At 51.6% G+C, this 25,969-nt stretch carries 32 protein-coding genes and 1 tRNA gene; 3 read left to right on the forward strand and 30 right to left on the reverse strand.

All coding sequences use genetic code 11. The features are described from left to right. Positions 1–31 precede the first annotated feature (31 nt). The 17 genes from U9M73_RS17630 to U9M73_RS17710 all read right to left on the reverse strand — a co-directional run bounded on the left by U9M73_RS17630 (position 32) and on the right by U9M73_RS17710 (position 11,600). Positions 32–4,087, reverse strand: a complete 4,056-nt coding sequence (locus U9M73_RS17630) for a phage tail tape measure protein (protein WP_323078321.1) — start codon at positions 4,085–4,087, stop codon at positions 32–34. Beyond that, on the reverse strand, positions 4,084–4,338 hold the full coding sequence (locus U9M73_RS17635) for a hypothetical protein (RefSeq protein ID WP_240270381.1): 255 nt from the start codon (positions 4,336–4,338) through the stop codon (positions 4,084–4,086). Before U9M73_RS17635 ends, U9M73_RS17630 begins: the two co-directional genes overlap by 4 nt. Positions 4,339–4,378: 40 nt before the next feature. Beyond that, complete coding sequence (locus U9M73_RS17640) at positions 4,379–4,993, reverse strand: hypothetical protein (RefSeq protein ID WP_323078326.1); 615 nt, start codon at positions 4,991–4,993, stop codon at positions 4,379–4,381. Continuing rightward, a complete protein-coding gene (locus U9M73_RS17645) occupies positions 4,993–5,610 on the reverse strand; it encodes a hypothetical protein (protein ID WP_323078329.1) in 618 nt (205 codons plus the stop codon). Before U9M73_RS17645 ends, U9M73_RS17640 begins: the two co-directional genes overlap by 1 nt. After that, positions 5,607–6,065 (reverse strand): hypothetical protein, encoded by a 459-nt coding sequence (locus U9M73_RS17650; protein ID WP_323078330.1) that lies wholly within the window; start codon positions 6,063–6,065, stop codon positions 5,607–5,609. The genes U9M73_RS17645 and U9M73_RS17650 overlap by 4 nt, the downstream gene beginning before the upstream one ends. After that, positions 6,062–6,352 (reverse strand): hypothetical protein, encoded by a 291-nt coding sequence (locus tag U9M73_RS17655; protein ID WP_323078332.1) that lies wholly within the window; start codon positions 6,350–6,352, stop codon positions 6,062–6,064. Before U9M73_RS17655 ends, U9M73_RS17650 begins: the two co-directional genes overlap by 4 nt. After that, the gene (locus U9M73_RS17660; RefSeq protein ID WP_323078333.1) at positions 6,349–6,666 is read right to left on the reverse strand and encodes a cold-shock protein; all 318 of its coding nucleotides are present in this window, start codon (positions 6,664–6,666) and stop codon (positions 6,349–6,351) included. Before U9M73_RS17660 ends, U9M73_RS17655 begins: the two co-directional genes overlap by 4 nt. A 2-nt stretch (positions 6,667–6,668) precedes the next feature. Then, a complete protein-coding gene (locus tag U9M73_RS17665) occupies positions 6,669–6,875 on the reverse strand; it encodes a hypothetical protein (RefSeq protein WP_323078335.1) in 207 nt (68 codons plus the stop codon). A 155-nt stretch (positions 6,876–7,030) separates the two neighbouring features. After that, positions 7,031–7,405 carry a hypothetical protein gene (locus tag U9M73_RS17670; RefSeq protein ID WP_323078337.1) on the reverse strand — a complete coding sequence of 125 codons (375 nt, stop codon included), beginning with the start codon at positions 7,403–7,405 and terminating at the stop codon, positions 7,031–7,033. Between the two features lie 119 nt (positions 7,406–7,524). Next, positions 7,525–8,442 (reverse strand): hypothetical protein, encoded by a 918-nt coding sequence (locus U9M73_RS17675; RefSeq protein ID WP_323078338.1) that lies wholly within the window; start codon positions 8,440–8,442, stop codon positions 7,525–7,527. 502 nt (positions 8,443–8,944) lie between these two features. After that, positions 8,945–9,175, reverse strand: coding sequence for a helix-turn-helix transcriptional regulator (locus tag U9M73_RS17680; RefSeq protein WP_323078340.1), 231 nt, complete (start codon positions 9,173–9,175; stop codon positions 8,945–8,947). A 375-nt stretch (positions 9,176–9,550) separates the two neighbouring features. Then, positions 9,551–9,973 (reverse strand): hypothetical protein, encoded by a 423-nt coding sequence (locus U9M73_RS17685; protein WP_323078341.1) that lies wholly within the window; start codon positions 9,971–9,973, stop codon positions 9,551–9,553. A 130-nt stretch (positions 9,974–10,103) separates the two neighbouring features. After that, positions 10,104–10,307, reverse strand: coding sequence for a hypothetical protein (locus tag U9M73_RS17690; protein WP_323078342.1), 204 nt, complete (start codon positions 10,305–10,307; stop codon positions 10,104–10,106). 75 nt (positions 10,308–10,382) lie between these two features. Then, on the reverse strand, positions 10,383–10,727 hold the full coding sequence (locus U9M73_RS17695; RefSeq protein WP_323078344.1) for a hypothetical protein: 345 nt from the start codon (positions 10,725–10,727) through the stop codon (positions 10,383–10,385). Then, the gene (locus tag U9M73_RS17700; RefSeq protein ID WP_323078347.1) at positions 10,720–10,914 is read right to left on the reverse strand and encodes a hypothetical protein; all 195 of its coding nucleotides are present in this window, start codon (positions 10,912–10,914) and stop codon (positions 10,720–10,722) included. Before U9M73_RS17700 ends, U9M73_RS17695 begins: the two co-directional genes overlap by 8 nt. Next, complete coding sequence (locus U9M73_RS17705) at positions 10,892–11,134, reverse strand: hypothetical protein (protein ID WP_323078349.1); 243 nt, start codon at positions 11,132–11,134, stop codon at positions 10,892–10,894. Before U9M73_RS17705 ends, U9M73_RS17700 begins: the two co-directional genes overlap by 23 nt. Continuing rightward, complete coding sequence (locus U9M73_RS17710) at positions 11,118–11,600, reverse strand: hypothetical protein (RefSeq protein ID WP_323078351.1); 483 nt, start codon at positions 11,598–11,600, stop codon at positions 11,118–11,120. Before U9M73_RS17710 ends, U9M73_RS17705 begins: the two co-directional genes overlap by 17 nt. Positions 11,601–11,771: 171 nt before the next feature. Here U9M73_RS17710 and U9M73_RS17715 point away from each other — a divergent pair, with 171 nt between their 5' ends. Then, positions 11,772–11,981, forward strand: a complete 210-nt coding sequence (locus U9M73_RS17715) for a helix-turn-helix domain-containing protein (RefSeq protein WP_323078352.1) — start codon at positions 11,772–11,774, stop codon at positions 11,979–11,981. Next, a complete protein-coding gene (locus tag U9M73_RS17720) occupies positions 11,971–12,468 on the forward strand; it encodes a DUF3102 domain-containing protein (protein WP_323078354.1) in 498 nt (165 codons plus the stop codon). Before U9M73_RS17715 ends, U9M73_RS17720 begins: the two co-directional genes overlap by 11 nt. A gap of 650 nt (positions 12,469–13,118) precedes the next feature. Here U9M73_RS17720 and U9M73_RS17725 read toward each other — a convergent pair. From U9M73_RS17725 to U9M73_RS17745, 5 genes are all read right to left on the reverse strand, one after another. Further along, entirely contained in the window at positions 13,119–14,156 is a 1,038-nt protein-coding gene (locus tag U9M73_RS17725) for a tyrosine-type recombinase/integrase (RefSeq protein ID WP_323078356.1), read from the reverse strand. A 140-nt stretch (positions 14,157–14,296) separates the two neighbouring features. Further along, positions 14,297–14,387 (reverse strand) — tRNA-Ser (locus tag U9M73_RS17730). A gap of 70 nt (positions 14,388–14,457) precedes the next feature. Further along, on the reverse strand, positions 14,458–14,700 hold the full coding sequence (locus U9M73_RS17735; RefSeq protein ID WP_036644074.1) for a DUF951 domain-containing protein: 243 nt from the start codon (positions 14,698–14,700) through the stop codon (positions 14,458–14,460). Between the two features lie 56 nt (positions 14,701–14,756). Next, positions 14,757–15,641, reverse strand: a complete 885-nt coding sequence (locus U9M73_RS17740; RefSeq protein WP_009223355.1) for a mechanosensitive ion channel family protein — start codon at positions 15,639–15,641, stop codon at positions 14,757–14,759. A 54-nt stretch (positions 15,642–15,695) separates the two neighbouring features. Continuing rightward, positions 15,696–15,950 carry a putative Se/S carrier protein gene (locus U9M73_RS17745; RefSeq protein ID WP_009223354.1) on the reverse strand — a complete coding sequence of 85 codons (255 nt, stop codon included), beginning with the start codon at positions 15,948–15,950 and terminating at the stop codon, positions 15,696–15,698. A gap of 129 nt (positions 15,951–16,079) precedes the next feature. Between U9M73_RS17745 and yyaC the strand changes: the two genes are divergently transcribed. Continuing rightward, complete coding sequence (gene yyaC, locus U9M73_RS17750; RefSeq protein WP_009223353.1) at positions 16,080–16,688, forward strand: spore protease YyaC; 609 nt, start codon at positions 16,080–16,082, stop codon at positions 16,686–16,688. Here the strand turns inward: yyaC and U9M73_RS17755 are convergent. From U9M73_RS17755 to mnmE, 8 genes are all read right to left on the reverse strand, one after another. Then, positions 16,660–17,160, reverse strand: a complete 501-nt coding sequence (locus U9M73_RS17755; protein WP_009223352.1) for a DUF4446 family protein — start codon at positions 17,158–17,160, stop codon at positions 16,660–16,662. The genes yyaC and U9M73_RS17755 overlap by 29 nt on opposite strands. A 28-nt stretch (positions 17,161–17,188) precedes the next feature. After that, positions 17,189–18,349, reverse strand: a complete 1,161-nt coding sequence (locus U9M73_RS17760) for an aminotransferase class V-fold PLP-dependent enzyme (RefSeq protein ID WP_009223351.1) — start codon at positions 18,347–18,349, stop codon at positions 17,189–17,191. A gap of 154 nt (positions 18,350–18,503) precedes the next feature. Beyond that, on the reverse strand, positions 18,504–19,349 hold the full coding sequence (locus U9M73_RS17765) for a ParB/RepB/Spo0J family partition protein (protein WP_009223350.1): 846 nt from the start codon (positions 19,347–19,349) through the stop codon (positions 18,504–18,506). Further along, positions 19,342–20,103, reverse strand: coding sequence for a ParA family protein (locus tag U9M73_RS17770; RefSeq protein ID WP_009223349.1), 762 nt, complete (start codon positions 20,101–20,103; stop codon positions 19,342–19,344). Before U9M73_RS17770 ends, U9M73_RS17765 begins: the two co-directional genes overlap by 8 nt. A gap of 281 nt (positions 20,104–20,384) precedes the next feature. Beyond that, entirely contained in the window at positions 20,385–21,209 is an 825-nt protein-coding gene (gene noc, locus U9M73_RS17775) for a nucleoid occlusion protein (protein WP_036644069.1), read from the reverse strand. 314 nt (positions 21,210–21,523) lie between these two features. After that, positions 21,524–22,246 (reverse strand): 16S rRNA (guanine(527)-N(7))-methyltransferase RsmG, encoded by a 723-nt coding sequence (rsmG, locus tag U9M73_RS17780; RefSeq protein ID WP_323078360.1) that lies wholly within the window; start codon positions 22,244–22,246, stop codon positions 21,524–21,526. Between the two features lie 3 nt (positions 22,247–22,249). After that, positions 22,250–24,136: a tRNA uridine-5-carboxymethylaminomethyl(34) synthesis enzyme MnmG gene (gene mnmG / locus U9M73_RS17785; protein WP_009223346.1), complete on the reverse strand. Its 1,887-nt coding sequence runs from the start codon at positions 24,134–24,136 to the stop codon at positions 22,250–22,252. Between the two features lie 87 nt (positions 24,137–24,223). Next, positions 24,224–25,603, reverse strand: coding sequence for a tRNA uridine-5-carboxymethylaminomethyl(34) synthesis GTPase MnmE (gene mnmE, locus U9M73_RS17790; protein ID WP_009223345.1), 1,380 nt, complete (start codon positions 25,601–25,603; stop codon positions 24,224–24,226). Positions 25,604–25,969 lie beyond the last annotated feature (366 nt).

Genomic DNA, 25,969 nt, shown 5'->3' on the forward strand with positions numbered 1-25,969 from the left:
CAGCGCACCATGTACGCCGGCCCCCGTTATATTATCGCGTCTTAACACCTTCCGTTTGCAACCGCTGAACAACGCGCGCACGTTCGTCGAAGAATTGGCGAGCCGTCGCCGAGTCCTCTATTACGATTTCTTCCGCACCCATATCGATGTTGTACGTGTTTTGCGTAACGGCTCCGGCCGGTTGCGATACTGGCCGCGTAGAAACACCGGACAGCGCCTCGAAGAGTACCGCCTGTTGCTGCGCATTGAGTACCATCTCGCCAGCGTGCGCCTGTACGATAACCGGCTCGCCGTTCTTTCCGCGCACAATACCGCCAGTTGCGAACGATTGCAGGCGGCCCGTATCCTGCGTAATCCCGTACTTATCGCGGATCGCCTGATTACGCGCACGCAGCCGCTCCATCTCCGCCCGGTCGCCCCGTGCCGCCGCCGCGTCGTATGCATCCTTATTAGCGTTATACTCCGCAAGGTCGGCCGCCTGGTTCGCCGCTGTGACTGACGCCATTTTAGCGGTATATTGCGCGACGAATGCGTCTAGGTCTGCGAGGATTGCCGCGTTAGCCTTCGCGGATTCGGATACGCGGAAATCGGCAATAGCGGCTTCGATTGTTTTAATGTCGCCGCCATATGCGTTGAATGCGTCAATGAGGGCGTCATACTGCGCCTCAGTCCGCTCAATTTCGCGATTGAACTCCGCCTCCTGTGCATCGCGTTCCTTTTCTAACGCGGATTTTTGCTCTTGGAGACTGCGCTTCTGCAATTCGCGCTCATGTTCGAGCTGCATCCGTTCGATTTCCTTGAGCAAGTCTTCGCGCTCTTGGATGCCTTCGGGGCCTACCGCGGACGCCAGAAGGTCAGCGCGCGCCTGTTTCTCGCGAAGTTCCGTCTCGTAATCGACATCCGCGTTGAGCTGGTCCTGCTTCGCCATTAGTTCGTCGATCGCGTCAATTTCCGCTTTATACTTGTCGAGCACGGCTTCCTTGCTCTTTTTGATGGCGTCGAGCTCGCGTTTTTTCACGTCGTCGATGCGCGTTTTCTCCGTTTTGACGAGGTCCTCCGTAAGCTTGAGCGTGCGCTGCGTCAAATCCTTACGCGCCTGGTACACCTGCTCGTCCGCCTGTTTATAAAACTCGCTGTCTTTCGCGTAACGGTCACGCACCCGCGTCCAGGCGTCGAGTTTCATTTTCGCGATGTCGCTTTCGGATTTGCCGGACTCCTCCATGCGCCGCTCCTCTTGCTTGATCCATTCCGCGCTAAAATCAAATTGCGATTTAATCGTATCTTCGTTCAGCCGCTTAATTTGCAGGTCGAGCGTGCGCCGGTCCTCTACGGACTCTTTCAAAAACTTCGCGTGATTCTTACGCAGTTTCTCGTACGCCGCGATTTGCTTTTCGGTCGACCAATCGTACATTTCCGCCTGAAACTGGATTGTCGCAAGGTCCGCCTGATACGCCTTTTTACGCGCTTCGGCTGCGAGTTCGGCCGCGGATTTGCCTTTCTTTGTTTTCGCCTTTTTCTCTTTTTCCGGCTTTGTTAAGTCGATTCCCGTTCCGCTGCTTCCCTTGAAGTAATCGAGGTTGCCGCCTTGTAACGATGCCCGCGCACGTTGAGCCTCTAAGAGCGTCGCGTCCAGGACTGCTGCCTGCTGATTCGCCGCGGAGATACGTTTTTTGGCTTGGATGTAAATCTTCTCGTCCTCAAGCCCGTCCGGAGAGGTCAGAACCGAATCGGCCTGCGCCTTATTTACTGCGACAATCGATTGAATCAGCGCGATATTATTGTCGATCTGCGCCTGTACCGCTTTACGCTGCGCCTCTGTGGTTTTTTCAATCGCAGATATTCGCTCAAGCTCGGCGGACAACGACGTACTAAGCAACGCCTTCTCCGCGCTAATCTGGCCGTCAATGATGTCGATGTTCTCGATCCGGAGCCGGCCCTCTTTGTCCATCTGCGCATGGAGTTCCGGATACTGCTTTTGGAGCGCATTCGCGATGTCGACAAGTTCCTGTTTCTGCGCGGAGTCAAGAGTTTGGAGAGCGTTCAGTTCCTTGTAGCGCGCCGATAACTTCTCCATGCTCGTAATTTGATCGTTCTTGGTCGCGAGGTCCGCAACTTCCGCTTTGTTCATTTGGAGCAACGCCGGCGTAGATTTGTTGATTTCCTCCGTATACCTCGCCATGACCCGGCTGGCCTCTTCTACACCATCCACCCCGAACGCTTTAAGCGCATCCTGCGCCTCTTCCAGTGCGTCCCGCAGCTCTTTCCGCCGTTTCCGCGCCTTAGCGTCCTGGATATCGTACGGCTTCGCATATTCTTCCGCGAGTTCCTGTTCTGCTTTACGGACATTATTAACGAGTTGCTCTAACGTTTTCATGTCCGTTTTCATTTGCTCGATGTCGGACGTTGTTCGCGACAAGGGCGAAGCATTCAGCGTTTCATTGAGTTTTTTCTGCGCCTCATCGAACTGTCTTGCGGCCTCTGCGGCTTCCCGGTTACGCGCGGCCAATCCGGCAACGCCTGCGGAGAGAACGCCAACCGCGACGGAAAGTGCGCCAATAATCGGAATGCTCGCGCTAAACGCCGTCATCTGCACGCCGGCGGCCGCGGCTGCTGCACGCATCGTATCAAACGCCGTTTTGAGCGCAATCACCGCAACAGTCGCGCCAGCTACGAGCGGTGTAACCGTTCCAAACACGATAATCATCGTACGGAGCTCCGGGTTCATGTTGTTGAATCCGGCTAGGAGCTTCGTTACCTCTTCCGCCACGCCACGGATCGCCGGCGCGAACGTATCCCCTACCGCAATTCCCGCGCCTTCGAGGGCGGATTGCATCTCATTAATCGCGCCGTTTAGCGTATCCATCTGCGTGCCAGCAACCTCTTCCGCCGTTCCCCCGGCGTTCTGCAGCGACCGAGTGTACGCGTCGAATGCGGCCTGCCCCTCATTAATGAGCGTGATAAATCCGGATGCGGCTTCGCGCCCAGCCAATGTCGCGGCGACATCCGCCTGCTGCGCCTGTGTGAGCCGGGTAAATGCGGATTGCAACTGGCCGATAATTTCGGAAAGTGGGCGGATGTTTCCGGCCGAATCGCTAATACTGACGCCGAGTTGTTGCATGTAATACGCGGCCTCCTTCGTAGGAGAGGACAGCGCAAGGAGGATCGCCCGAAGCTGCGTACCGGCCATTTCGCCCTTGATGCCTGCGTTAGATAATTCACCGATCGCGGCCACCGCTTGTTCAATCGAAATTCCCATATTCGCGGCGACCGGGGCGACGTACTTGAGCGCCATTCCTAAGTCCGTCACGTCAGCGTTGGTATCGATTGCGGATTTTGCGAGGACGTCTGCGACTCTGGCCGCCTGGTCCGCCTCCAATCCGAAGCCCCGAAGCGCACTCGACGTGATATCCGCCGTTGTCGCGAGATCCGTTTGGGATGCGGCCGCAAGCGATAACATACCGGGCATCGCGGCAATAATCTCGTTCGTCTTAAAGCCCGCCTGTCCGAGTTCGGCCATCGCGTCGGCGGATTGTGATGCGCTGAATACCGTCGATACACCGAGTTTAATCGCGTTCTCCCGGAGCACCTCGAAGTCCCGCCCGGTGGCTTCCGTAATGGCTTTGACGTTTGCCATCGACTGTTCGAACGTCTTCGACGTCTCAATCGCCTTTGTGATGACGATCCCCATCGCGACGGCAAGCGCACTATACGCGGCTCCGAGTGCTTTTGTTTCGCCTGTGAGTGCGCCGGCCCCTTTCGCGGATCGTTCGAGTTCCTTCGTTACCTTTTCGATGTCCGCGTCCGTTGCGCCCAGGCGCTTCATTTCTGCGGTCGCGTCTGCGATTTGCTTCGTTAATAGCGACGGGTTCGCTTTGCGGATGGCGGCCGTCACCTTATCGATCTGCGCGGAAGACATGCCGAGCTCCGCCAATTTCCCCTTTAACGCAGAAAAAGACGCCGACGCTTCCTTCCCGGCTTTACCGAGTTCTGCCGCCTTCGCCTTCGCTTTATCCATGTTCGTGGTGTATCCGGAAATATCTGCAATTACGCGGGCCCTAACAGCCCCGACGTCTACCGCTTCACTCATTTAACCACCGTCCCGACGGCATCAAGAACCTGCTCGCAAATCAGCGAAATAAACGCCTCTCGCATTTCTTCCGGGATATTAACGTCGCCCAGCAATCCGGACAGTTCAATCTTTTCTAGGATAGCCGACGCCCCTTCACGTATACCTTGAGCCTTTTCCGTTGCATCCCCATCGATTGCCATGATTTCAAACATATGCAGAATGTCGCGGATGACGTACGTAACCAGTAACCCCATCACTTCATTATTCAAATGTTTCTCCCCCTCCGAAATTAAAAAGAAGCCAGCGCAGTTACTCGCCAGCTTCCTCGACTGCCTGGTATTGTCTTTTTAGGACCGCGTAATCAGCGATGTCCCGCGCTGAACTCGTCCTTTGCGCCTTCAACCGCGCCGCTTCCACGTCCTCGGCCGTTACCTTCGGCGGTTCCGGCGGGGTTAGCGGCGTATATGTTCCGTCCTCTTGCGCCTGTTTGACGGATTTCAGCCGCGAATATAACGTGACCACTTCCGCAGAAGGATTGTGGCGAGCGAGTTTATACGCCTCGTCGATATCCCGCTGTGTCACCTTAGCGCCGGAGTCTATCAACCCGCTTAAGCGTTCGCGCGATCTGCGCCAGTCGAGATGCTGCGTCTTTTCAAGCTCGTAATGGTTGAGGCGGTCGCGCATAATAACCGCTCGGGCCTTGTCGCCGGGGTCTCCGGATTCTTTCGCTTTGGCCTCGAGTTGTGCGACAAAAGACTCCATCGGATGCGCGATGAACTTGACGCCGGACTCCTCGTTAAAATACTCCGCAATCATTTCGTCGTAACGCTTTTGGGCGAGTCTATATTGTGCCATTCTCTCCGGATGACCGGCGGCCATCTTTTTCATCTCTTCAAGTTGCGCTAGGGTTGTTCCGAGTTTCATTATTTTTTACCTCCGGTTTTCGGTAATTTTGCCGGACGGATGCCGCTGGCGAGTTGTGACAAATCACTAGGAGTTAGTCCCGCCTTAGCAACCGGGTTATCTACATGCTGCAGCTCCTGTTTAAGATTGCGCAATTTATACTCATAGCCATGCCCTAACGTGGTTTTAGCGTCGTAGTAAATCGCGTCTACTTCATCAACAATGGATAGAACATTCTGGTACTCATCCGCATATGCGCAAGCGGCGGCATTCAGCCTTTCCAGCGCCGGCTCTAACGTTTCGCGCATTACGGTGTTTGGGTAATACTCCGTGTTCCACGCGGTAACTATGTCGTCTTTTCCGCCCACTCCCACGAACGCGGTAAGTCCTACGTCAGTCTCCGCTTCGACCCGTCTTAATGTGCGCTCTGCTTGCTCGATCTTTTTATCGATCTCCTCGATCTCGGCTGCGTTGTCGGCGCCCTCAACAACGGACTTCCGAACAGCCTCGGCGTACGCTGCTTTTAAAGACTGAACCTCCTCCTGTGCCGCCCGTAGACGCGCCTGCAACTCCGATCGACGTTGTCCAATTTCAGCGCTCTTTTGCTTATACGTCTCAAGCGCTTCAAATTTCTTCATTTACTCAATTCCCCCGTTGATTCAATTTTTGTTATCAAATACCGCAAGAAGGTAACTACCTTTGCGCGCCAGCCTGTGAGTACCGGACGTATTCCCTCGCTGACCGACGGCGGAGTCGGCGGATCATCCGGATACAGTTCCCGGTAGACTTCCGCGTGATCTGACGCCATGCGCCTAACGTGAGCGGTGTCTGACGGATGTAGGATCTCCGCGTTAAGGTCGGGCTCCGCCATCGCTGCCGCAAAGATGGCGCGATCCGACGTCTTGAAATCGATAATCTCGTAATAGCCCGCGAACTCCGCCATCTCTAACGCAACCTGGACGGCCAAAACGGCATTATCGCAGGGCGCGGCAATAGCGGTCTGATAATCACCGTGTCTATCGTAGAGTTGCGCGACGAGCAGCGGTTTCACGCCGTCAATCCGGACAAAATCCGCGAGAATGATCGGCCTCATACTCTCACCGCATACCCTTCCGCGGCCAGCCCGTCAACAAAGTCCTGCTGTCGCGGAATTATCGCGCTCAACATGACCGGCTGCCGGGTCCGTAGTGACTCCGCGCGAACAACGGCTCCCGCCTGGTCTAACGCCTCAAACGTAACCGTCGCGTACATATCGCCCGGACTCGTTGTTACCCGGCGGCGCACCGTTAACGTCTGCTGCGGTTGTTTCGCTGGTTGCGGCGTGATCCGTCGCGTCGTAATACCGGAATCTTCACCGATTAATCCCCGCGCGGTAATCATCGCGCCAACCTCACGTTCTTTGCCGTCAACCTTCCGCGCGCGTCCTCGCCGACTTCGAACGTTACCCGGTCTCCGGTACGCAATTTGTCCGCCCCTTGTACAGCGTTGATATGAAAATGAACGTCTGAACCATCCTCGCGCCCAATGAATCCGAAGCCGCGATCGTCATAATACCGTCGGACATAGCCGCTCAGGCGCTTCTCTTTTGGCGGCGCGACCGGTGATTTGCCGAGGCTCGGGCCGATGCGCGAATAAACCTCTGCCATCTCCTCGCCTTTTAGTCCTTGCCACGTAATCGCTACTGGATACGACATACTTATTCCTCCATCTCCTCTTCGTCTTCTTCTTCCGGTTCCGGCTCCGCCCATTGCAGGCGCACGTTATCCGCCTTGTCCATGCGCGGATGATACGTCAATTTACCGCTAAACCCGCTCTCCGTCGCCGTATATTCGACGCGGCCCCGGATATTACAGTCGTAAATGACGCGATCCGGCGATAGGCTGCGCTTTAGGACGCGGAGCATGTACTTCGCGTGCTCGTCGGCGATTTGCTTGAGCGGGTAAGCAGCGTAATTTCTCGCGGTAAAAGTTGCAGCGCGGTTGTCCGTTAGGTTCGAGTTGGCAACCGTTAGTGCCGCAGAAGTTAGCGCACTGATTACGCGCGAGTGTCTTAATTCGGTTATTCATCGTAACGTCCTCCGAATCTCACAAACGTCTCCTGCGAAACTTCGTATGACTCCGGCCAGGTCCCGGCAGCAATGGCGGCCTTTAGCGTAAATAAGACGATGCCGCGGATCTCCGCTTTGGTGACGCCCCATTGCGCCATCGGCGAGAACTTGCGGCAGGCTAACGTTGATAGGCGCTCGACTAGCGCGTAGAATTTCGACTCTTCCATTTTCGCGAGGTGATGCGGAGCGTTTGCGTTCGCCTCTACAAAGGTGAGGATCTCCCATAATACTCCGCGGTCGCCGTCGTTACGCACAATGTACGGCACGATCTTGAGCGGGCGCTTGTCCTCAGCGTACTTAACGATTGTTACGTGCTTATCTTGCATCTACTACTCATCCATTCAGCGGCCTAGCAGTTTTGCCTTTGGATTTTTTCCTGCGTGTTGCCCGGCTAGTTTAACGTCATACCGTGCGGACAAAAATAAAAAAGCGCTATGGCTGCGCCTTAATTGAAGAGTACCTTTATAGCGGCTAACTTTGCTGGATCGGTTCCCGCAAATACAACGCGCGGATTAACGATGATACGGCGCTTTCTTTTGTCGTTGACGTCCGGTACTAACAAGAACACCGGCTTCCCGTCAAGTTTAAGCGAGCCGAGCGCAGTGCGCAGTTTTTGCGTATCCTTATAATTGAGTAACGCGGCTAACCGATCCAAGTCCATCGGCGATACACGGTCCTCGTTTTGTTCCTCTGGGTTAAAGCAAACAACGTTGAACGAAAAATTTATAAACGGAAGTACCGCGAACACAATCGCCAGTTGTTTGATTGATCGGCCATTATACCGCTCGTACAAATCGCGCACCGTTCTCCGAAATAACCGTGTATGCCGATATTCATCTAGTTTATACTCCGCGTCATCAAGTGATCCCCGGTAGAATATCGACGGGTTAACGTAGATGTCGCCGTGTTCGTTGTCGTCGTTTACGATCCCATCCGCAAGCAGCTTGCCGTAGAACTGCGAGAACCTAGCGCGGCTCATGCTCAATAACGAGCCCAACGCCTTACGATTAATCGGACGACCGTTATCGTATTGAAGGCGGCCGTCGTAATTGGTGTACGTTCCGATAAACATTAGCCGCGCAAGGTCCGATTGATTGAGTGACGGGAACCGCTCGGACATCGTCATACAACTATGGAATAACGCGAATACAAATCCTCCGTTCTCGTCTGAGTGCGTACGTAGCTCGTCAAGCGCCTTTTTTCCGCGAACTTGGGGCTCTGTCATTTTTGGTACAATCTCGAAATAAGCTAATCTCTCGCCTAATTCCGACTCAATCGCTTCTTTCTGTGCAAGGACACCGCGCTTTGTTTTTGGCGTGAGGTTCGCCCAATGCCATTGTTCTCGTTTCCTATCGATTGCCATTTGACCCCTCCTCAAAAAATACCATGCTTTTCAGGAACAAAACTGCCGAAATACCATGCTTTTCAGGAACAACACAAAAAGCCGAAATCCTGCGCCTGGTGCGGCATTTAGCGTTTTCGGCCGTGTCTATCCTTATTTATTAGTCTATTTATTTTGTATTCTTTGAACGCGCACAGAAACTATCACGCCATCATGAACTACTTCATTGATGCGCTCCATGAGTAAACGTGAGATTGTACAATGATGTGTCGCCGTCGCCTACCGGCCCCGTCGGCCTTGTTGCTTCGCACCTTCGGCACCATATCTATTTCTAACCGCGGATAAAGATCATCAACTTCTCTGACGCGGCAAAAGATATATAATAATCCCACAAGGCCCGGTTTTGGCCGCAGTGGTGAGGAGCGTAGCGACTCAACCCTGTTCGCGCTCGTTCATTTGAACGTACGGGAACATACGCAAAGTATCCGTTCAAACTACACTTTAGCCCAGTCTTTGTAGCGTCTTACCCGGCGCGGTTGATTCTGCGGTTCGCGGCAACAATATCCGCAATCTGCTCGTCTGTAAGCGGAATTGCTTCGCGGATTTTTTTAGCAACGTGCGGCAATAGCGCTCTGTCCTCGCGTTCGATTGCGCCAAGCAGCGGGCAGGAAATTTCCGCCTTTTTTGCGAGTTGTCCCTGCGACATCCCAAGATTTACGCGGCAAATACGAATTACTTCCGGAGTCAACGTCATCAGAATAACCTCCTTTGTGTAGTAGAGTTTAGTTCCTACATAGATGTAAATAAAAAAGAACCGCTCCCGCGCCGCCGAGCATCCGGCACGTTTGCAGTTTTGCGTTTAATTTCCCGACGAAAATAAAATAGCCGTGGCTCGCAGGTGTCGGAGTATCCTGCTTTTCGGACCGCGAATCCTAGCCACGGACAAAAGGCCGGCTCTCCGTCGGCTTCATAACCCGTAGGCACATATTGGCGCAAAATACAACCATAACGCAAAAAATCTTTACTCATTATCAGGGGCACATATCGTCGCAAAATATACGTATGAACGTAAAATAAAAAGAGCCCAATTAGGCCCTCTCACTTATGTATTTTGTCGCCAGCTAAATTTTTAGTACTCTACTTTACGGATTGGCTTCCTCCGACCGCCTCCCATGAGCCGCGCCCGTTCCCGTGCCGCAGCAATTTGCGCCAGCTTGTCCGGATCGTACGGTTTCTCGTAGTTCCACAACCGCCGCATGAACGCCTCCTGGTCGTACCGACGCTCCCGTTTCGGCTTGTTTACGTCTTTCCGCGCTCGTTGCTCCGCCCGTTGGACCGTTTTCCGCGTAGTTTTGCACGACGGACCGCATACTTTCGCGTTGCCAGGCCGTGTCTTATCGCGGAATGGGTATCCGCAAATTTCACACCGTTTAATGCGCGGATCGGCGCTGGGCTCCCGCAATAGCTTACGTATTATTGCCGCCGCCTCTTCCCGCGTGAGCCCTTCCGTTAATTCTGCCGCGTATTCGACCGCGCCCTCTCCCGGTTGCACGGCGATCGCCTCCTCTCAATATAAGGATAGCCCGTAACCCCGTTTTTGTTAACGAGAACTTTCAAAAAAAAACGAAACCATGCGAACGCACATTCGTATTATCCTATATAAAACGCAAACGAGCGGTGCCCTATACCGGATTTTCACCGGCCGCCCGCTTGCGATAATCGCGGTGTTTACCGCAGGAATTTACGTACCCGGCCGGAACTGTTGGCGCAGAACCGACCGGATAAATCCGCCGAGCATTTGGCGCTACTCGGCGATAATCCCCCGAATGGCGATCCCACCGGTTGGCGGCCGGCAGGTACGGGTTTAACGCGCATCTCCTCCCCATTCGGTGTTGGCGCACCTTGAGCCGCGGCAACGGCGTATAGGTTCATCGGAGAGCTACTCGCTCATTTACGCGGAATCAACGGTAATAAATAGCGTGGTCGCCCGGAGTACGTACCAAAGCGCGCATGAAATCGAGCGCAGTCATACTCCGGAGCTTGCCGGCGATCTCCGCAATAAGGGCGGAGGGATCGCGCCCGGCATCGATATAAAAATCAACGCAGTTCGATTGCGTATTCACAACGTACAGCGAGTCGCGCAGCTTGTCCGCAAGCGTGAAGTATATCGCCGCCCCCTCCGCGTACATAACAAAGACCGGATCGCTACCGGACGGTTTATCGACGAGGTAACCGGTAGTGATCTCGTAATCAAACGGCGTATCATACGGGCCGCGAACGAGCGCAACCTGCGTCAGATCACCCATTAATAGCGCCCCTTTCGGCGAGGATTCTGCGGTGTACGGCCGCCTTGTACGCCAGCAACCGCTTATAGCGGAGAGCCGGCGGTCTGGATGCGGATCGGCCGCGAAGGAAATCGTATCGGCGTGCCCCGTATTGGTTAGCCTTACGTGTGAAATATGCGATCCGGCTAGCTGTTGATTTCGTCGACATAAACAGGCACCTCCCGAAAACCAATCGGCTCAAACTCGTCCGGCTGCGCGTCAATACCAGTTATCGCTAAGTGCTCAATTGCGCGATCAATCGCAAGGCCACGCAGTTCCTCTTTCGTGACTGGTCGCGGAGTAAATACGTTGACGGTGATCCGCCATCCGTCGCGGTCGAGAACGCAGATATAATGGTACTCAGTCGCAGACTTAGGCCGATAGTTCATCTGCCGCCACCTCCTCTTGCGCGATAATGAAGCCGAGGGCCCGCGCCTGGTCCGCCGTTAACGATATGGAGCCGAGAACCGCGCGATTAGATACACCGGTCACATGGCGAAAGTGCCGCGCCCCGGACGATAACTCTTGGCGCGTTCCAAGCAGGCGCGCAATATAGCGGTCGATCTGCGGCGCGTAGACATAGCGCACTTGGTACGGCATGTCGGCGAGCTTGACCGTCATCTCTTTGCGCGGTTTGGGGCCGAGGCCGAGCGCGTAGAGTTGCGAAGGGTTTGCGTCGATCGTGCCGCCGGTCCAGCGCCGGTCTACGTCGGGAAATACCGCGATGAATAGCGTTGGGTGTACGGCGGCGCGCTTGGCGGTGCGGCCCATTCCGAGAGTGACTTCGATAAGTTGCGTGCGGCAATTGCGGTAGTAGCCGAGAGTAACGGTCGGGATGATGATAGCAGATTTCATATTGCGATAACCTCCTAAATTGATAAAAATGAATCTTTTTGGTATGATAAGCGTATTGAATAGTAAACTTGCTAACATGTCAGCTAGTTGACTTGTTATCTTGTTTACTAGTTTAAACACAACCAGTCTGCTTGTCAACTAGTTTACTTGTTTATTTTGGAGGAATTTTTTATGATCCGCTTCTCGTTGGATAAAATTATGGAGGCCAAAGGATTAACGCAGAAAGATGTGGTCGAAATTACAAAGATAAGTCGAAATACTGTTAAAGCACTCGCAACAAACGCTAATGCACGAATCGATTTTCCAACATTGGACGCATTATGTAAGGGTTTGAATGTGAAGCCTGGGGATTTAATTGAGTATATAGAGGATGAGAAATGAAAAAACTAATAGCCACCGCTGCCGCATTGTTTACTGTCGCAATAATACTCTCTATTATATGGAATGCTGTCCAATAGCTGACCGCCGACCGTTGAGTCCGCGGTCTTTTTTACCAACAATCACCGCCGAAATCAACGCATACAAGCGCGTCGCCGGCGAAGCCATATTCGAAATCGGACGCCGCCTCAAATCGGTACGCGACGCAAAAATAGATAGCAGTAGGGCCGACGAGAGAAATCTTGCGCGACAACGCGAAGAGGCCGGCGGTTGGATACGTTGGCTGGAAGAACACGTTGATTTCGATCGAAGTCAGGCACACCGATTCATAACCGTTTTTGAGGAATTAGGCGATGTTGGTACGTACCAACGTTTTGGACTACGCGCCCTCTACGAAATCGCAACGCTTCCGCCCGAAGAACGCACGCGAGAACACACGCTCAAGTCCGGAGTCACAAAAACGGTAGATGAGATGACCGTACGCGAGTAACGCGCACGTCCGACGGACGATTAATTTCGTCATAAAACGCAAAAATGGGGCGCAAGCCAAACGGATTTTACTCCGCCAAGCCTGCGCCCCTCTTTTCAATCGGTGCGTTCTTTTGCGCCCCTCTTACGTACTATTATCGTGATTTTTACGTGAAATTAGCGCTTATATACGCCTGCCCTACCGTTTGTATTCAGACGCGGCCATAGCGGCTAATTTCGCGGTAAATGAGCGGAAAACAGACGATAAATGTTCTAATATATGTTCCGTAGGCCAGCAAAAAATAATATCAAATTACTTTACTTTTGTAAACACCCAGTTTAGAATGAAGATAGAAAGCCGCTAACGTTACCTGCGCTAGCGGCCGATCGGTAGGGCAAGGGTTATAAATACAAAGTGTAAGTAAGGCCAGAGGTAGTCGATTTCTCCACCACAGAGATCGGCTACTTTTTCTTTTCCATTGCCACAATTAAATCAATTATGAATTTCATTGCTGCTAAAGTAAAAGTCATTGCTGTAAAAATGAGCATGATCACCTGATACGTATCAATAATACATCACCACCGGGCCGCTCACCCTACCTACCCATATTATAGCAGATAATTTGTCCAGTGGGATATAAAAGCAATTTTCAACACGAGCAAATGTTCTCGTCATACACCTCCACGCTTCAAAATCCGCGCAAGTGGCGAGTGCTTCCGGTGTTCGTCCGCAATACTCTCCTCGCTGATCTGGACGTATTTTCGCGTCGTAGCTATATCCGCATGGCCCATAATCTTTTGAAGGTGAAATATACTCATGCCATTCTCCGCGGCCATTGTCGCGAAATTGTGGCGCAGAACGTGCGGCGACACACTACGCCCGAGCTTCGCCTTTTCCGCGTACTTATCAAACGCCTTTTGGATCGTCTTCTCGTTCAGCGGCTCCCCGTAGTTCGTCGTAAATACCCGCGTAGTCTCAAAATGCCGCTCCGTTTCCGCAATAAGCTGTTTCAGCAGCCGTACTGTTTCCGTAGACAGCGGTAATACGCGGGATTTCCGGTTCTTATTCTTCGCGGCCGGAAGCACGATTAACTTCCGTACGAAATCAACCTCCGACTTTTCCAGCGCGCAGATTTCGTTCAGACGTAGACCTGTATCCAGGATCAACGTCATAATTACGTAATCTCTCCACTGCGCCCACTGCTGCCGGTCCGGAGCCTTTAAGAACCGCCGCAGCTCCTCCTCGGTCAATGGCGTAACTGTATCGACGTCCTGGCGCATTAGAGATAAGTTTGCGGCCGGATTACGGTCGATTACCTCCTCGGCATGGAGAACGTTAAAGAACGTCCTTAAAACGCGGATACGGACGTTAACGGAAGCCGGCGAGAGCCCGCGCTGGTCCTTCTTGTATTCGGACTTGAACGGGTGCCCGGCGTAATACTCCTTTTCATTGGCGCACCAGATCACATAGTCGCGCAGCATTTCCGCCGTTACGTCTTGGATCGTAATCTCTCCGTAGTGATCCGCGACCCATTCGATGAAATAGCGCATATTCTTAACGTAGCCCTCAATCGTACGCTCCTTGAGGTTGTTCGCGCGCTTCACCTTTACAACGAAGTCGACCGCCTCCTCAAGCGTAAACGACGGCAGGCCGACCTCCGCAATGGGCGTCCGCTGGGTTAACGTTTTCTTTCCAGTGCGTTTATCCATAAACAAAAGACCTCCTACGCGTTTCTAACGTAGAAGGTCGGAATCATTCAGGTATGTACGAATCATCTAGCGCTCGTTTGCGTCCAGTTTTCGTACACATAACGTACTGAAAACGTGATAATGACGCGGTTTACGAGTGATGGCGGAGAGGGTGGGATTCGAACCCACGCACGCCTTGCGACGCCTAGTTGATTTCGAGTCAACCCCCTTGGGCCTCTTGGGTACCTCTCCACAGCAAGAATGATTGTACCATGAATTCATTCCGATTGCAATAGAGAGTACCCTTCATCCCATAAATTACTTATTCTCCAGGTGGTGATTGCCCGTCCGACGCCGTATTTTCTGGTGCTAGAGCCGCCGACCGGAGCACTTTGCGCATATTCTTCTCGAACTTCGCCCGAGGCACCAACACGCTGTGTTTGCAGCCGATACATTTAATGCGGATATCCATGCCCATCCGGATAATTTCCATTTCGTTGCTCCCGCAAGGATGGTTTTTCTTCATTTGTACAATATCGCCTAATTGAAAGGATTTCCGCTCCATCACACAATCCCCCGATCTTTTCTTGAATTTTTAATTTATTCCGAATAAATTGAACCCTAGATCTCTGCATGCCCGCGTTGGTTCTCCAACTCCTCCTGCTCCAGAGCTTCTTTGGCATAAGCGTGGATCTGACGTTCCACTTCCGATCGAATGGCTGGAGGACACTCCACCGCAATTCGAATCACGTACTCGCTCGCTGTTAACGACTGAATGCCCAGCACATTCGGAACCTGAGGGATCCCCTCCTTCTCCTCTTTCAGGCGCTGCATGGCCCTTCTGAGCAGCTCTACGCTGTCCTCCAGCTTCCTTGAGTTGCTAAACGGCAAGTCGACCACCGCCAATGCGGTTCCCACGGAGTAATTCGTTACGTTCGTGATCATCCCGTTAGGGATGATGTGGACCTCTCCCGTGTAGCTCACTAACCGAGTGGAGCGCAGCCCAATCATCTCTACCGTCCCCTTCAGACTTCCGGTTTGAATGACATCACCAACAGCAAACTGATCCTCCAGAATGATAAAAAAGCCGGTAATAACATCCTTCACCAAGCTCTGGGCACCAAAACCGATTGCAAGGCCAAGAACTCCGGCACCCGCTAGCAACGGCGCCAGATCAAACCCAAGCTCCCCCATCACTAACATGACCATAATAAAATTGCTGGTGATGGTGGTGACATTCTTGAGCAGTTCACCAACCGTAACTAACCGTCGCGGGTTCATCTGCAACCGGCTCTTCTCCCTCTTCTGCAACGATCGATCGATTAAGCGGAATACGATATGAACGAACAATCGGGTGAGGGTGAAAATAATGATAATTTTGATCCCGGCATAAAGCACGTTCATCCACATATCCATATCTGTAAACCAATTCCATATCTTATCTTTCCAGGTCGTCACCGTTTCGGCAGCATCCTGGATCACTTCCGGTTCTTTTGCCAGTAACATATCTATCAATCCTTTTTGAGATTTCATCAATGTATCATCCATGGCCGTCAAGCCCTAAAGCTTGATGCTATGATAGCCCATCCCGTCGTGGGAGTAAATCCCCCGTATCTCTACCGATTCCGAAGTGATGATCTCTTTAACTACCTCCAAATCGTTTTGGGGAAAACGAATCGACAACGCACATCCTGCGGTGATTTCTTTGGGAGTAGGAAATAAATCGATATCTACCTCAGCATACTCCAGCAGCATCTCCGCACGCAGCGCCTGCTGTGTTGAATCAAACGCCATCACCAGCCAGTCCTCTTCCATTCAGATTCCTCTCCTTTTGTCCATTAAGACTTTTGTACGAGTATATAATACGCATTTCTTCCATATACTATCTACTAAATCTATAAAGTGCAGCATGCGCACTTGATCTTCAGCGGAAAGGAAGATTCCATGTCACAGATTCAACCGACCATTCCAGGACAAGAAATTCCTTATTTAAAAATCCTTCATACCGAACCCGGCATTCATTCGGCCATCATTCACCGGTTGCTTCTGCATTTTGGACAGGTTACCCCAGGACAAGACATTGTTGTCGTTTGCATTGGAACCGATCGTTCCACCGGAGATTGCTTAGGCCCCCTGGTCGGCAGCGCGTTGGCGAAGTATCAATGCCCGTATTTTCACCTTTACGGCACACTCGATGAGCCTGTACATGCCATGAATCTAAGAGAAACCTTAGATGAAATCCACGCTCGGTTCGCTAACCCTTATATTATCAGCATTGACGCCTGCCTCGGTCAGACATCCAGCGTTGGATCCATCCAAGTGGTGCAAGGCCCCCTCCGCCCTGGAGCAGGGGTGAATAAAGAATTACCGCCGGTCGGCGATATCCATCTTACGGGCATCGTCAATGTCGGCGGCTTCATGGAATACTTCGTATTGCAAAACACACGTCTCAGTCTAGTTATGCGTCTTTCAGAGATTATATCAAAATGCTTGTATACCGCGATTAAAGAGTGGACTCAAGGGTCTATTTCCTTAGCCCGGCGAGAGCTATAGCTTCCCGTTCTTCCGGAGAAAGCGCATGCGGTGACTCCCCTTTCTCCAAGCCCTTAGCATAAACAAAAGAACCATCACGGTTATACAGGCCAGTGAGGACCACGCCATCTTGCTGATCATTAACGATCGCAATGGAGAAGCTCAGGTCGTTTCCCTTTTCACCGAAAGCATTGTAGCGTTTGATACCAATTTTAGATTTTTGCATAGGCATCCATTTTTGGATTTGTGCAAGCTGTTGCTTCTGTTCTTCCTGGACGTCTTCGATTTTGTCCTGCTGCATCTTCAAATCGATCAGCAAGGTCTCCAGATCTTGTACGCCAGTACCTTTCATCATCAGTTCGTATCTTTGCTTCATCTTGCGAAGCTTACTTCCCTGAATCAGATTCCAGATCAACATCCAAAGGATCAGGAGAACCAAACCTCCAACGATCCAGCTTAGTTGCTCAAAGATGAGATCATTCCATTCCCGCATGCGACTTTCTACTCCTCTGTGCTTGAGATCAGTTCACCATTTTATGAATTGCATCAATTAATGTTTGAAGATCTGCCTCGGTCGTCAGATAACCTACGCTGGCGCGAACCGCTCCGCCCTCCAGCGTGCCGGCAGTTTGATGGCCTAACGGTGTGCAGTGATACCCTGCACGAACCGCGATGCCATATTCCCGATCCAGCACAAACGCGACTTCCGAGGCATCCCGTCCTTCGATTGTAAACGAGACGATACCCGTTCGAGGCTGACCGATCTCCGGACCGATCAGACGAACGCCAGGAACCTTTTGCAGTTCCTTCATTAAAAACTGGGTTAACTCCCACTCGTGACGATGAATCTGTTCCACGCCACGTTCAAGCACCATTTCTACCCCAGCACCTAACCCGGCAATCCCTGGAGTATTCACAGTGCCCGCTTCATACCGGTCAGGACGAACAGACGGCTGCTCGATTTCTTCGGATTGACTGCCAGTTCCTCCATGCATCAGCGGCTCCAGGTCAATATCCGGGTGAATATATAATCCTCCTGTACCTTGAGGTCCAAGTAGCCCTTTATGCCCTGGAAAAGCAAGCAAGTCGATCCCCATCTCTTGAACGTTTACCGGATAGCACCCTGCCGTTTGCGCAGCATCCACCATTAGAATCGCTCCGTGCGCATGAGCCATCTGGCTTAAAGCTTGAACTGGCAAAATACATCCCAACAAGTTCGAGCTGTGGGAACATACAAGTAAACGTGTGTGGGGGCGGAAAAGATTCTCCACCTGCTGCAAATCTAATTGACCGCGTGGATCCACCTCAGCATAATCCACTTCGATACCTGCGGTCCGCTTCAAGAACTCAAGTGGACGCCTTACCGAATTATGTTCAACGGTTGTCGCCACCACATGATCCCCTGGTTTTAGCCATCCCTTGATGGCTAAATTTAAAGCTGAAGTTGTGCTGGAGGTCAACACAATATCATTGGGATTGGAGACCCCAAATAGCTGGGCAAGCTTGACGCGCGTGTTGTACAGCACCCTCCCCGCTTGGAGCGCCATCCCATGATTTCCACGTCCTGCATTGGCAGCTGGTCCGTTTAGTATTTCCAACATCGCTTCTCCTACCCTAGGAGGTTTTGGCCAAGATGTAGCCGCATGATCCAGATAGATAACGGATTTCTTCTCGTGCAACACGTTCCCCTCCTTAGGATCAGGTATAAGTTTGATTTGGATTTCAGTTCTATGATCCGTTCCAGTTCAATCGGATGCCAGACCAAGAAATGACATACCCTCCTTCTGAAGCCCCCCACTTTTAGGAGCTGTCCAAAAGTTGGATATGTCATTTCATTTATCCCGAAGTCAACATATCAAGCAGCCGTTGCAAATCCTGCTGGCTGTAATAGTTAATTTCGATTTTACCCTTGTCTTTATTTGCTTTAATTTTGACTGTCGTCTTATATCGTTCACGCAGACTCTCTTCTACTTCTTCGATATAGGGGTCGCGTTTCTTCCCAGCCGGTTTTGGTTTTTCCTGCTTTTTGCGATCCAGTTGTTGCACCGCATTTTCCAGATCACGAACGCTCCATTCATGATCGATACATTGCTGGGCCAACTGCTTAATCGTATCTGGATCCTTCAACCCAACCAAAGCTCGGGCATGTCCCATCGATAATGTTCCACGTGAAACACATTCCTTCACTTCATCCGGCAAGGAAAGCAACCGCAAAAAATTCGCGATATGAGAACGAGACTTCCCTACCTTCAACGAAAGCTCTTCCTGTGTTAGCTGGAATTGATCCATCAACCCTTGGTACGCAACCGCTACTTCCATCGCGTTTAGATTTTCCCGCTGCAGGTTCTCGATGAGTGCAATTTCCATGACCTGTTGATCTGAAAAACTCCGAACAACGGCCGGGATGGTTGCATTACCGCAGTATTGCGATGCACGGAACCGGCGCTCCCCTGCGATAATTTCATAACCTTTGAGTACGCTGCGTACAATAATCGGTTGAATAACCCCATGTTGCCGAATCGATTCGGCCAACTCCCGTATAGCCTCCTCATCAAAGGTCTTGCGTGGTTGATACGGGTTGGCACGAAGTTGGTTAAGTGGGATCTCTATAACCTTATCATCATCCTGAATAGACAGTGCCGGGATCAGAGCATCCAATCCTTTGCCCAATCGTTTACTCATAAGATACCACTTCCTTTGCCAACTCAAGATATACTTCCGCACCCTTCGAACGAGGGTCATACGTAATAATGGATTGACCATGGGACGGCGCTTCACTTAAACGCACATTACGTGGAATCACTGTTTTATATACCTTCTGCTGGAAGTACTTCTTAACCTCTTCAATGACTTGAATCCCCAGGTTTGTCCGAGCATCAAACATCGTTAATAAGACCCCTTCGATTTGCAGCGAAGTATTTAAATGCTTTTGAACCAATCTCACCGTATTTAATAACTGGCTAAGACCTTCCAAAGCGTAATATTCGCACTGAATAGGAATGAGTACGGAATCAGCGGCGGTCAAGGAGTTGATGGTTAGAATTCCAAGCGAAGGCGGGCAATCAATCAAAATATAATCGTATAAGTTCCGAATAGGCTGTAACGATTTCTTAAGTCTCACTTCACGCGAAATGGTTGGAACCAATTCGATTTCAGCCCCAGCCAGTTGAATTGTAGCCGGGATGATATGCAAATTTTCAATCTCCGTATGTTCAATTGCTTCCTTTGGATGAACCTCATTAATCAGTACATCATAAATGCAATTCGCAACATCCGCTTTATTAATGCCAACACCACTTGTCGTATTCCCTTGGGGGTCAATATCGATCAGCAGCACTTTCTTTCCGATGGCAGCTAGTCCCGCTCCCAAATTGACAGAAGTCGTCGTCTTCCCGACGCCCCCTTTTTGGTTCGCTATGGCGATGATTTTAGACAATCCAGTTCACCTCAATATAATAGAAGAATCTCTTTGTAGTACTCATGTACGCATTCTAGGCTGCAGCTACAAAAAGACCTATAGCAATGCGTGGTGAATACACCTGCCGGTCGATATCGATAGATGAGTAGCTATGAACCGATGTATCCATCCCATGTACATTAGGAAAATAATTATCCACATGTGCATAGAAAGTTCAGCAATCACATGTTCACAACCAATCAAGAAAGACCGAAAAAGAAGCTGACCAGAACCTCGCGGTTAGGGTCAGCGAGAGAAGTTTATGAACGTTTCGGGATCTGAATCACAATTTCATAATGATCCTCATGATCCTTTTCTTCCGTTTTAATTTGCAAACCAGAACCCGTAACCATATCAATCGACTGGCGAATCGTATTTAGAGCCAATCGAACATCCTTGGTAAAGGAGATTCGTCTCGAAGGAGACTTTTTGTTTTTGGCTACTTCCTTATAAAAGGCAATTCGGGCTTCCGTTTGTTTTACATTCAGCTCTTTGCTGATAATTTCACCCAACACCTTCAGTCGCAGCTCTTCCGAGTCCAAGGACAGCAAAGCACGCGCATGACGCTCTGTAATTTTCCGTTCCATCAGCGCATTTTTTACTTCATCCGGAAGTTGAAGCAGCCTGATCTTATTGGCGATCGTGGATTGGCTCTTCCCAAGACGTTGAGCCAAGCTCTCTTGTGTCAACTGATGCAAATCAATCAAATTTTGGTAAGCCATCGCCTCCTCAATCGAAGTCAGCCCTTCCCGTTGGAGATTTTCGATCAAAGCGATAGAAGCGGCTTGCGAATCATTGAAATCGCGCAAGATCGCAGGAATGGACTCCAAGCCCAGCTTTTTGACGGCACGCCAGCGACGCTCTCCGGCAATGATCTCATACTTCTCATTCCGGTACCGTACGACAATCGGTTGAATCACGCCATGAGTACGAATCGTTTGGCAGAGTTCATCGATTTTCTCGTCGTCAAAGATCGTCCGCGGCTGATAAGGACTGCCGACAATTTCCCCCACCGGAATTTGTCTCACTTCATCTCCGCTATTTCGTTCGGTTAGCCCAAACAATTTAGAAAATTGTTCTTTCATTCCGTCGATTACCACCTAATTTCAAAGTGACATAAGGCCAAGCCTTACGGATCATCCCCGTGGGATGACATTGCTCTAAACGAAATGCACGTTCGTTAAGGGTTTGTCCACCAAGATAACCGTGGCCTCGGAACGTCCATCCAACCCTCAACCAACCCGATATATCTATTCTACCACTTTTTCCTCTATAATCCTATTCTCTAATTTAGAGAAGTTATAGAAAAGAAGTAAGATTTGCCTGCAAACGGACAAAAAGCCCCCTTAGCGATGTTTCACGTGGAACATTTTGCTAAGGGGGAAATTACTATGGTTGTTTAAACCAACGGCATTTTCGCTGGAATTCCCGCTTTTCGCGGATATTTTTGGGGCGTAGGGGCTGTTTTTTGAATCAGCACCAAATGGCGTTCGGAGTTTTCCAACGGGAGAGAAAATGCCGGTGTGCTGACCCATTTCCCTTTCAGCTCGGATAAACTACGGGCCGCTTCCTTCACTTCATCCTCCGGATTACTCCCCTTCATGGCTACAAATAATCCACCTGGCTTCACAAACGGTAAACAAAACTCGTTAAGTATCGCCATTCGGGCAACAGCCCGGGCTGTAACCAAATCGAAAGCGTCACGAAGATCTTCCTGGCGTCCCAAATCCTCTGCACGTCCATGAAGCAGACGCACCTGGTTCAACCCTAATTCATTCACCACATGCTGCAAGAACTGAATCCGTTTGTTTAACGAATCCACGATCGTGAGCTGTAAATGCGGAAAACAAATTTTCAGGGGAATGCCGGGGAAACCTGCTCCGGATCCAATATCCGCCATGGACTCGATCTCCCCCATCGGGACATGAAAAGCCAGGCTAATCGAATCATAAAAATGCTTGATATAGACCTGCTCCCGTTCGGTGATCCCGGTGAGGTTCATTTTTTCGTTCCAAGAGACCAATTCTTCATAATAACGTTCAAATTGCTTGAGCTGCTCCTCCGACACCTCAATGCCATGTTCCTGTAGCAGCGAGCAAAACTGGGCTTGTATCGAATCCAATGGTTACCCTCCCGCAGCCGTGACCCGGTTATAGTGCTCCAAATACACCAACAAGATGGAAATATCCGCAGGCGTAACCCCCGAAATCCGCGAGGCTTGCCCGATGGAGATCGGACGGATTTTGGACAGCTTTTGCCGCGCCTCGATGGCCAGGCCTTGAATATCGTCATAGTTGATATTTTCAGGGATCTTTTTCTTTTCCATTTTTTGTAATCTTTCAACGTGGATCAATTGCTTCTCAATATAACCGGCGTACTTGATTTGGATTTCAACTTGCTCTTGCATTTCTTCATCGAGCTCAACCTCAGATGGAGAAATCGAAGCGATATGCGCATACGTCACTTCCGGACGCCGCAAAATCGTCAGCAAATTGCTTCCGTCCTGAATCGGAGCGGAACCAATCGACTCCAGCAATGGATTGATTTCAGTTGGTCGAATCTTCGTCGTCTTCAACCGCTCAATCTCCTGCTCAACCTTCTGCTTTTTATCCAAAAACCGGGCATACCGCTCTTCCGAAATCAATCCAATTTCATACCCAAGCGGGGTCAAGCGCAAATCTGCGTTATCGTGACGGAGGAGCAACCGGTATTCCGCCCGTGAAGTCAGCAAACGGTACGGCTCGTTAGTTCCCTTGGTTACCAGGTCGTCGATCAAGACACCAATGTAGCCTTGCGAGCGGTCAAGCACAATCGGCTCTTTGCCTTGCACCTTACGCGCTGCATTAATCCCGGCCATGATGCCTTGTCCCGCCGCTTCCTCATAACCGGAAGTCCCGTTGATTTGCCCCGCCGTGAACAGACCCGGCAATCGCTTCGTCTCCAGCGAAGGCCACAGCTGGGTTGGCACGACCGCATCGTATTCAATTGCATAGCCGGTCCGCATCATTTGCACATTTTGCAAGCCAGGAACCGAACGCAGCATCTGCAACTGTACCTCTTCCGGCATGCTGGTGGAGAAGCCTTGCACGTAATATTCGGACGTATTTTTGCCTTCCGGTTCCAAGAAAATCTGATGCTTCGGCTTATCGCTGAACCGTACGATTTTGTCCTCGATGGAAGGACAGTACCGCGGACCCGTACCTTCGATGACACCCGAGAACATCGGTGCACGATGCAGGTTATCCGTAATAATCTTGTGGGTTTCCTCGGAGGTATACGTCAGCCAGCAAGGCAACTGCTCATTGTCCGAACTCTTTGTCTCATAGGAAAAAAACTTCGGCTTCTCATCCCCCGGCTGAATCTCCGTTTGCGAGAAATCAATCGAATCCTTATGGACCCGCGGCGGCGTCCCCGTCTTGAAGCGAACGAGCTCGAAGCCCAGCTCCTTCAAGTTTTGCGCCAAACGCACCGATGGCTGCTGATTGTTTGGACCACTTTCATACATCAGCTCGCCCATGATGATTTTCCCGCGCAAATACGTACCGGTTGTCAGCACCACCGCTTTCGCCCGATATTCTGCCCCGGTCTTCGTAATGACGCCCACGCACTGGCCGTCCTCTACGATCAGCTCCTCCACCATCCCTTGGAGCATCGTCAGATTCGGCTCCTTCTCCAGCGTTTCCTTCATCGCGTGCTGGTACAAGAATTTATCCGCCTGCGCGCGCAGCGCATGAACGGCCGGACCTTTCCCGGTATTCAACATCCGCATTTGGATGAACGTCTTGTCGATGTTACGGCCCATTTCGCCGCCCAGTGCATCAATCTCACGGACGACATGGCCTTTTGCCGGACCTCCAATCGAAGGATTGCACGGCATGAAAGCAACCATATCCAAATTAATCGTAACCATCAGCGTACGACAGCCCATCCGCGCTGCAGCCAATGCCGCCTCACAGCCCGCGTGCCCTGCGCCAACCACGATCACCTCATAATTTCCGGCAGCGTAACCCATCTATCGTCAACCTCCTTTACCTTACACCATTCAAACGCTATCCGTATCATCATACCATGAACAGGCGCTGCTGATACGAAAGCCTCCTTATTTCCCCAAACAAAATTGCGAAAAAATCTGATCAATCAACGCATCCGGCGCCGAATCCCCAATCACTTCACCTAATTGCTCCCAAGCCAGCCGAACATCGATCTGCAAAATATCGATCGGGATGCCGCTGTCCGCCGCTTCATAAGCGTCCGCCAGCGACTGCTTGGCCTTCTTCAGCAAGGCGATATGCCGCACGTTGCTGACATACGTCAGATCGTTGGACTCCAGCTCCCCGCCAAAGAACATCCGGGCAATGGCGTCCTCCAGATGATCCAGCCCTTCCTCCGTTTTGACCGACAATTCGACGATCGATTCCTCGGGAAAATAACGCCGGACCACCTCCCGATCCAACTGCTGCGGTAAATCAATCTTATTTAAAAGCACGATCGTGGACCGCCCCTTCAGTTGCTCCATTAAGGCGATCTCGTCCTCATGCAGCGCTTCGGCACTGTTGAGGACGAGCAGAATCAGGTCCGCTTCGCTCACTGCCGCTTTGGAGCGCTCCACGCCGATCTGCTCGACGACGTCCATCGTCTCGCGGATCCCCGCCGTGTCGAGCAGCTTCAGCGGGATATTATTGATCGTCACATATTCTTCGATCACGTCCCGGGTTGTGCCCGGGATGTCGGTGACGATCGCTTTATTTTCGCGAGCCAGGGCGTTCATCAGCGAGGATTTGCCGACATTCGGGCGGCCAACGATCGCCGTCGTAATCCCCTCGCGTAGAATCTTGCCCTGATTCGCCGTCTTCAGCAGCGCGTCGATGCCTTCCGACACCTCCGCGCACTTCTCCTTGATAAATGCCATCGTCATCGATTCCACATCATGCTCCGGATAATCGATATTCACCTCAATATGCGCCAGCGTCTCAATTAACGTGTGACGCAGCTTGCTGATTTGGCGCGACAGCTGGCCTTCGACCTGCTTTAGCGCCACGGAGAACGCCCGATCCGACTTGGAGCGGATCAGGTCAATGACCGCCTCCGCCTGCGACAGGTCGATCCGCCCGTTCAGGAACGCGCGTTTCGTGAACTCGCCCGGCTCGGCGAGGCGAATGCCGCGCTGCTGGAGCAGCAGGTCCATCACGCGTTTGACGGAGATGATCCCGCCGTGCGTACTAATCTCCACCACGTCTTCCGTGGTGAAGGAGCGCGGCGCGCGAAAGACGCTGACGAGCACCTCTTCCAGCTTCTCGCCCGTCGCCGGGTCCACGATAAAGCCATAGTGTACCGTATGGCTTTCCGCCTCCGGCAGCGCCGTCTTGGAGCGGAACAACCGCCCCACTTCGGAGATCGCCTCCGGCCCGCTGACGCGGATCACGGCGATGCCGCTTTCGCCCACCGCCGTCGATATCGCAGCAATTGTATCACTAAGCATTGGTTTCACCTCGCATGATAAATATCAAAACTATTCGTGAATTTCATAGCTCCGCTGGTCGTATGATCCTACGATCGAGGTTGCCATTGGATTGTTCTGAATAGAGAACACCCTACAAGGCTACAATCCAATAGCAAAGGCGACCACTACGTTTCTTCATACGCCCCATTCCGCTCCCAATTCACTCACCATCCAGCATCCCGCCCACATATTTCTGCTCTAACGTGAGCACATCTCCGCAGGAGACAGCGCCTCCTTGCTCGTAGTCTCTCCTAAACCGCCTGCGTCTCTTCACGCTCCCCTTCGTAGCATTCGCCTTCAAACTGGAGGAGATCTAAAAGTAGAGGCGGGCCCCGAAGGGGCGAG

Source organism: Paenibacillus phoenicis, from assembly GCF_034718895.1.
Lineage (GTDB): Bacteria > Bacillota > Bacilli > Paenibacillales > Paenibacillaceae > Fontibacillus > Fontibacillus phoenicis.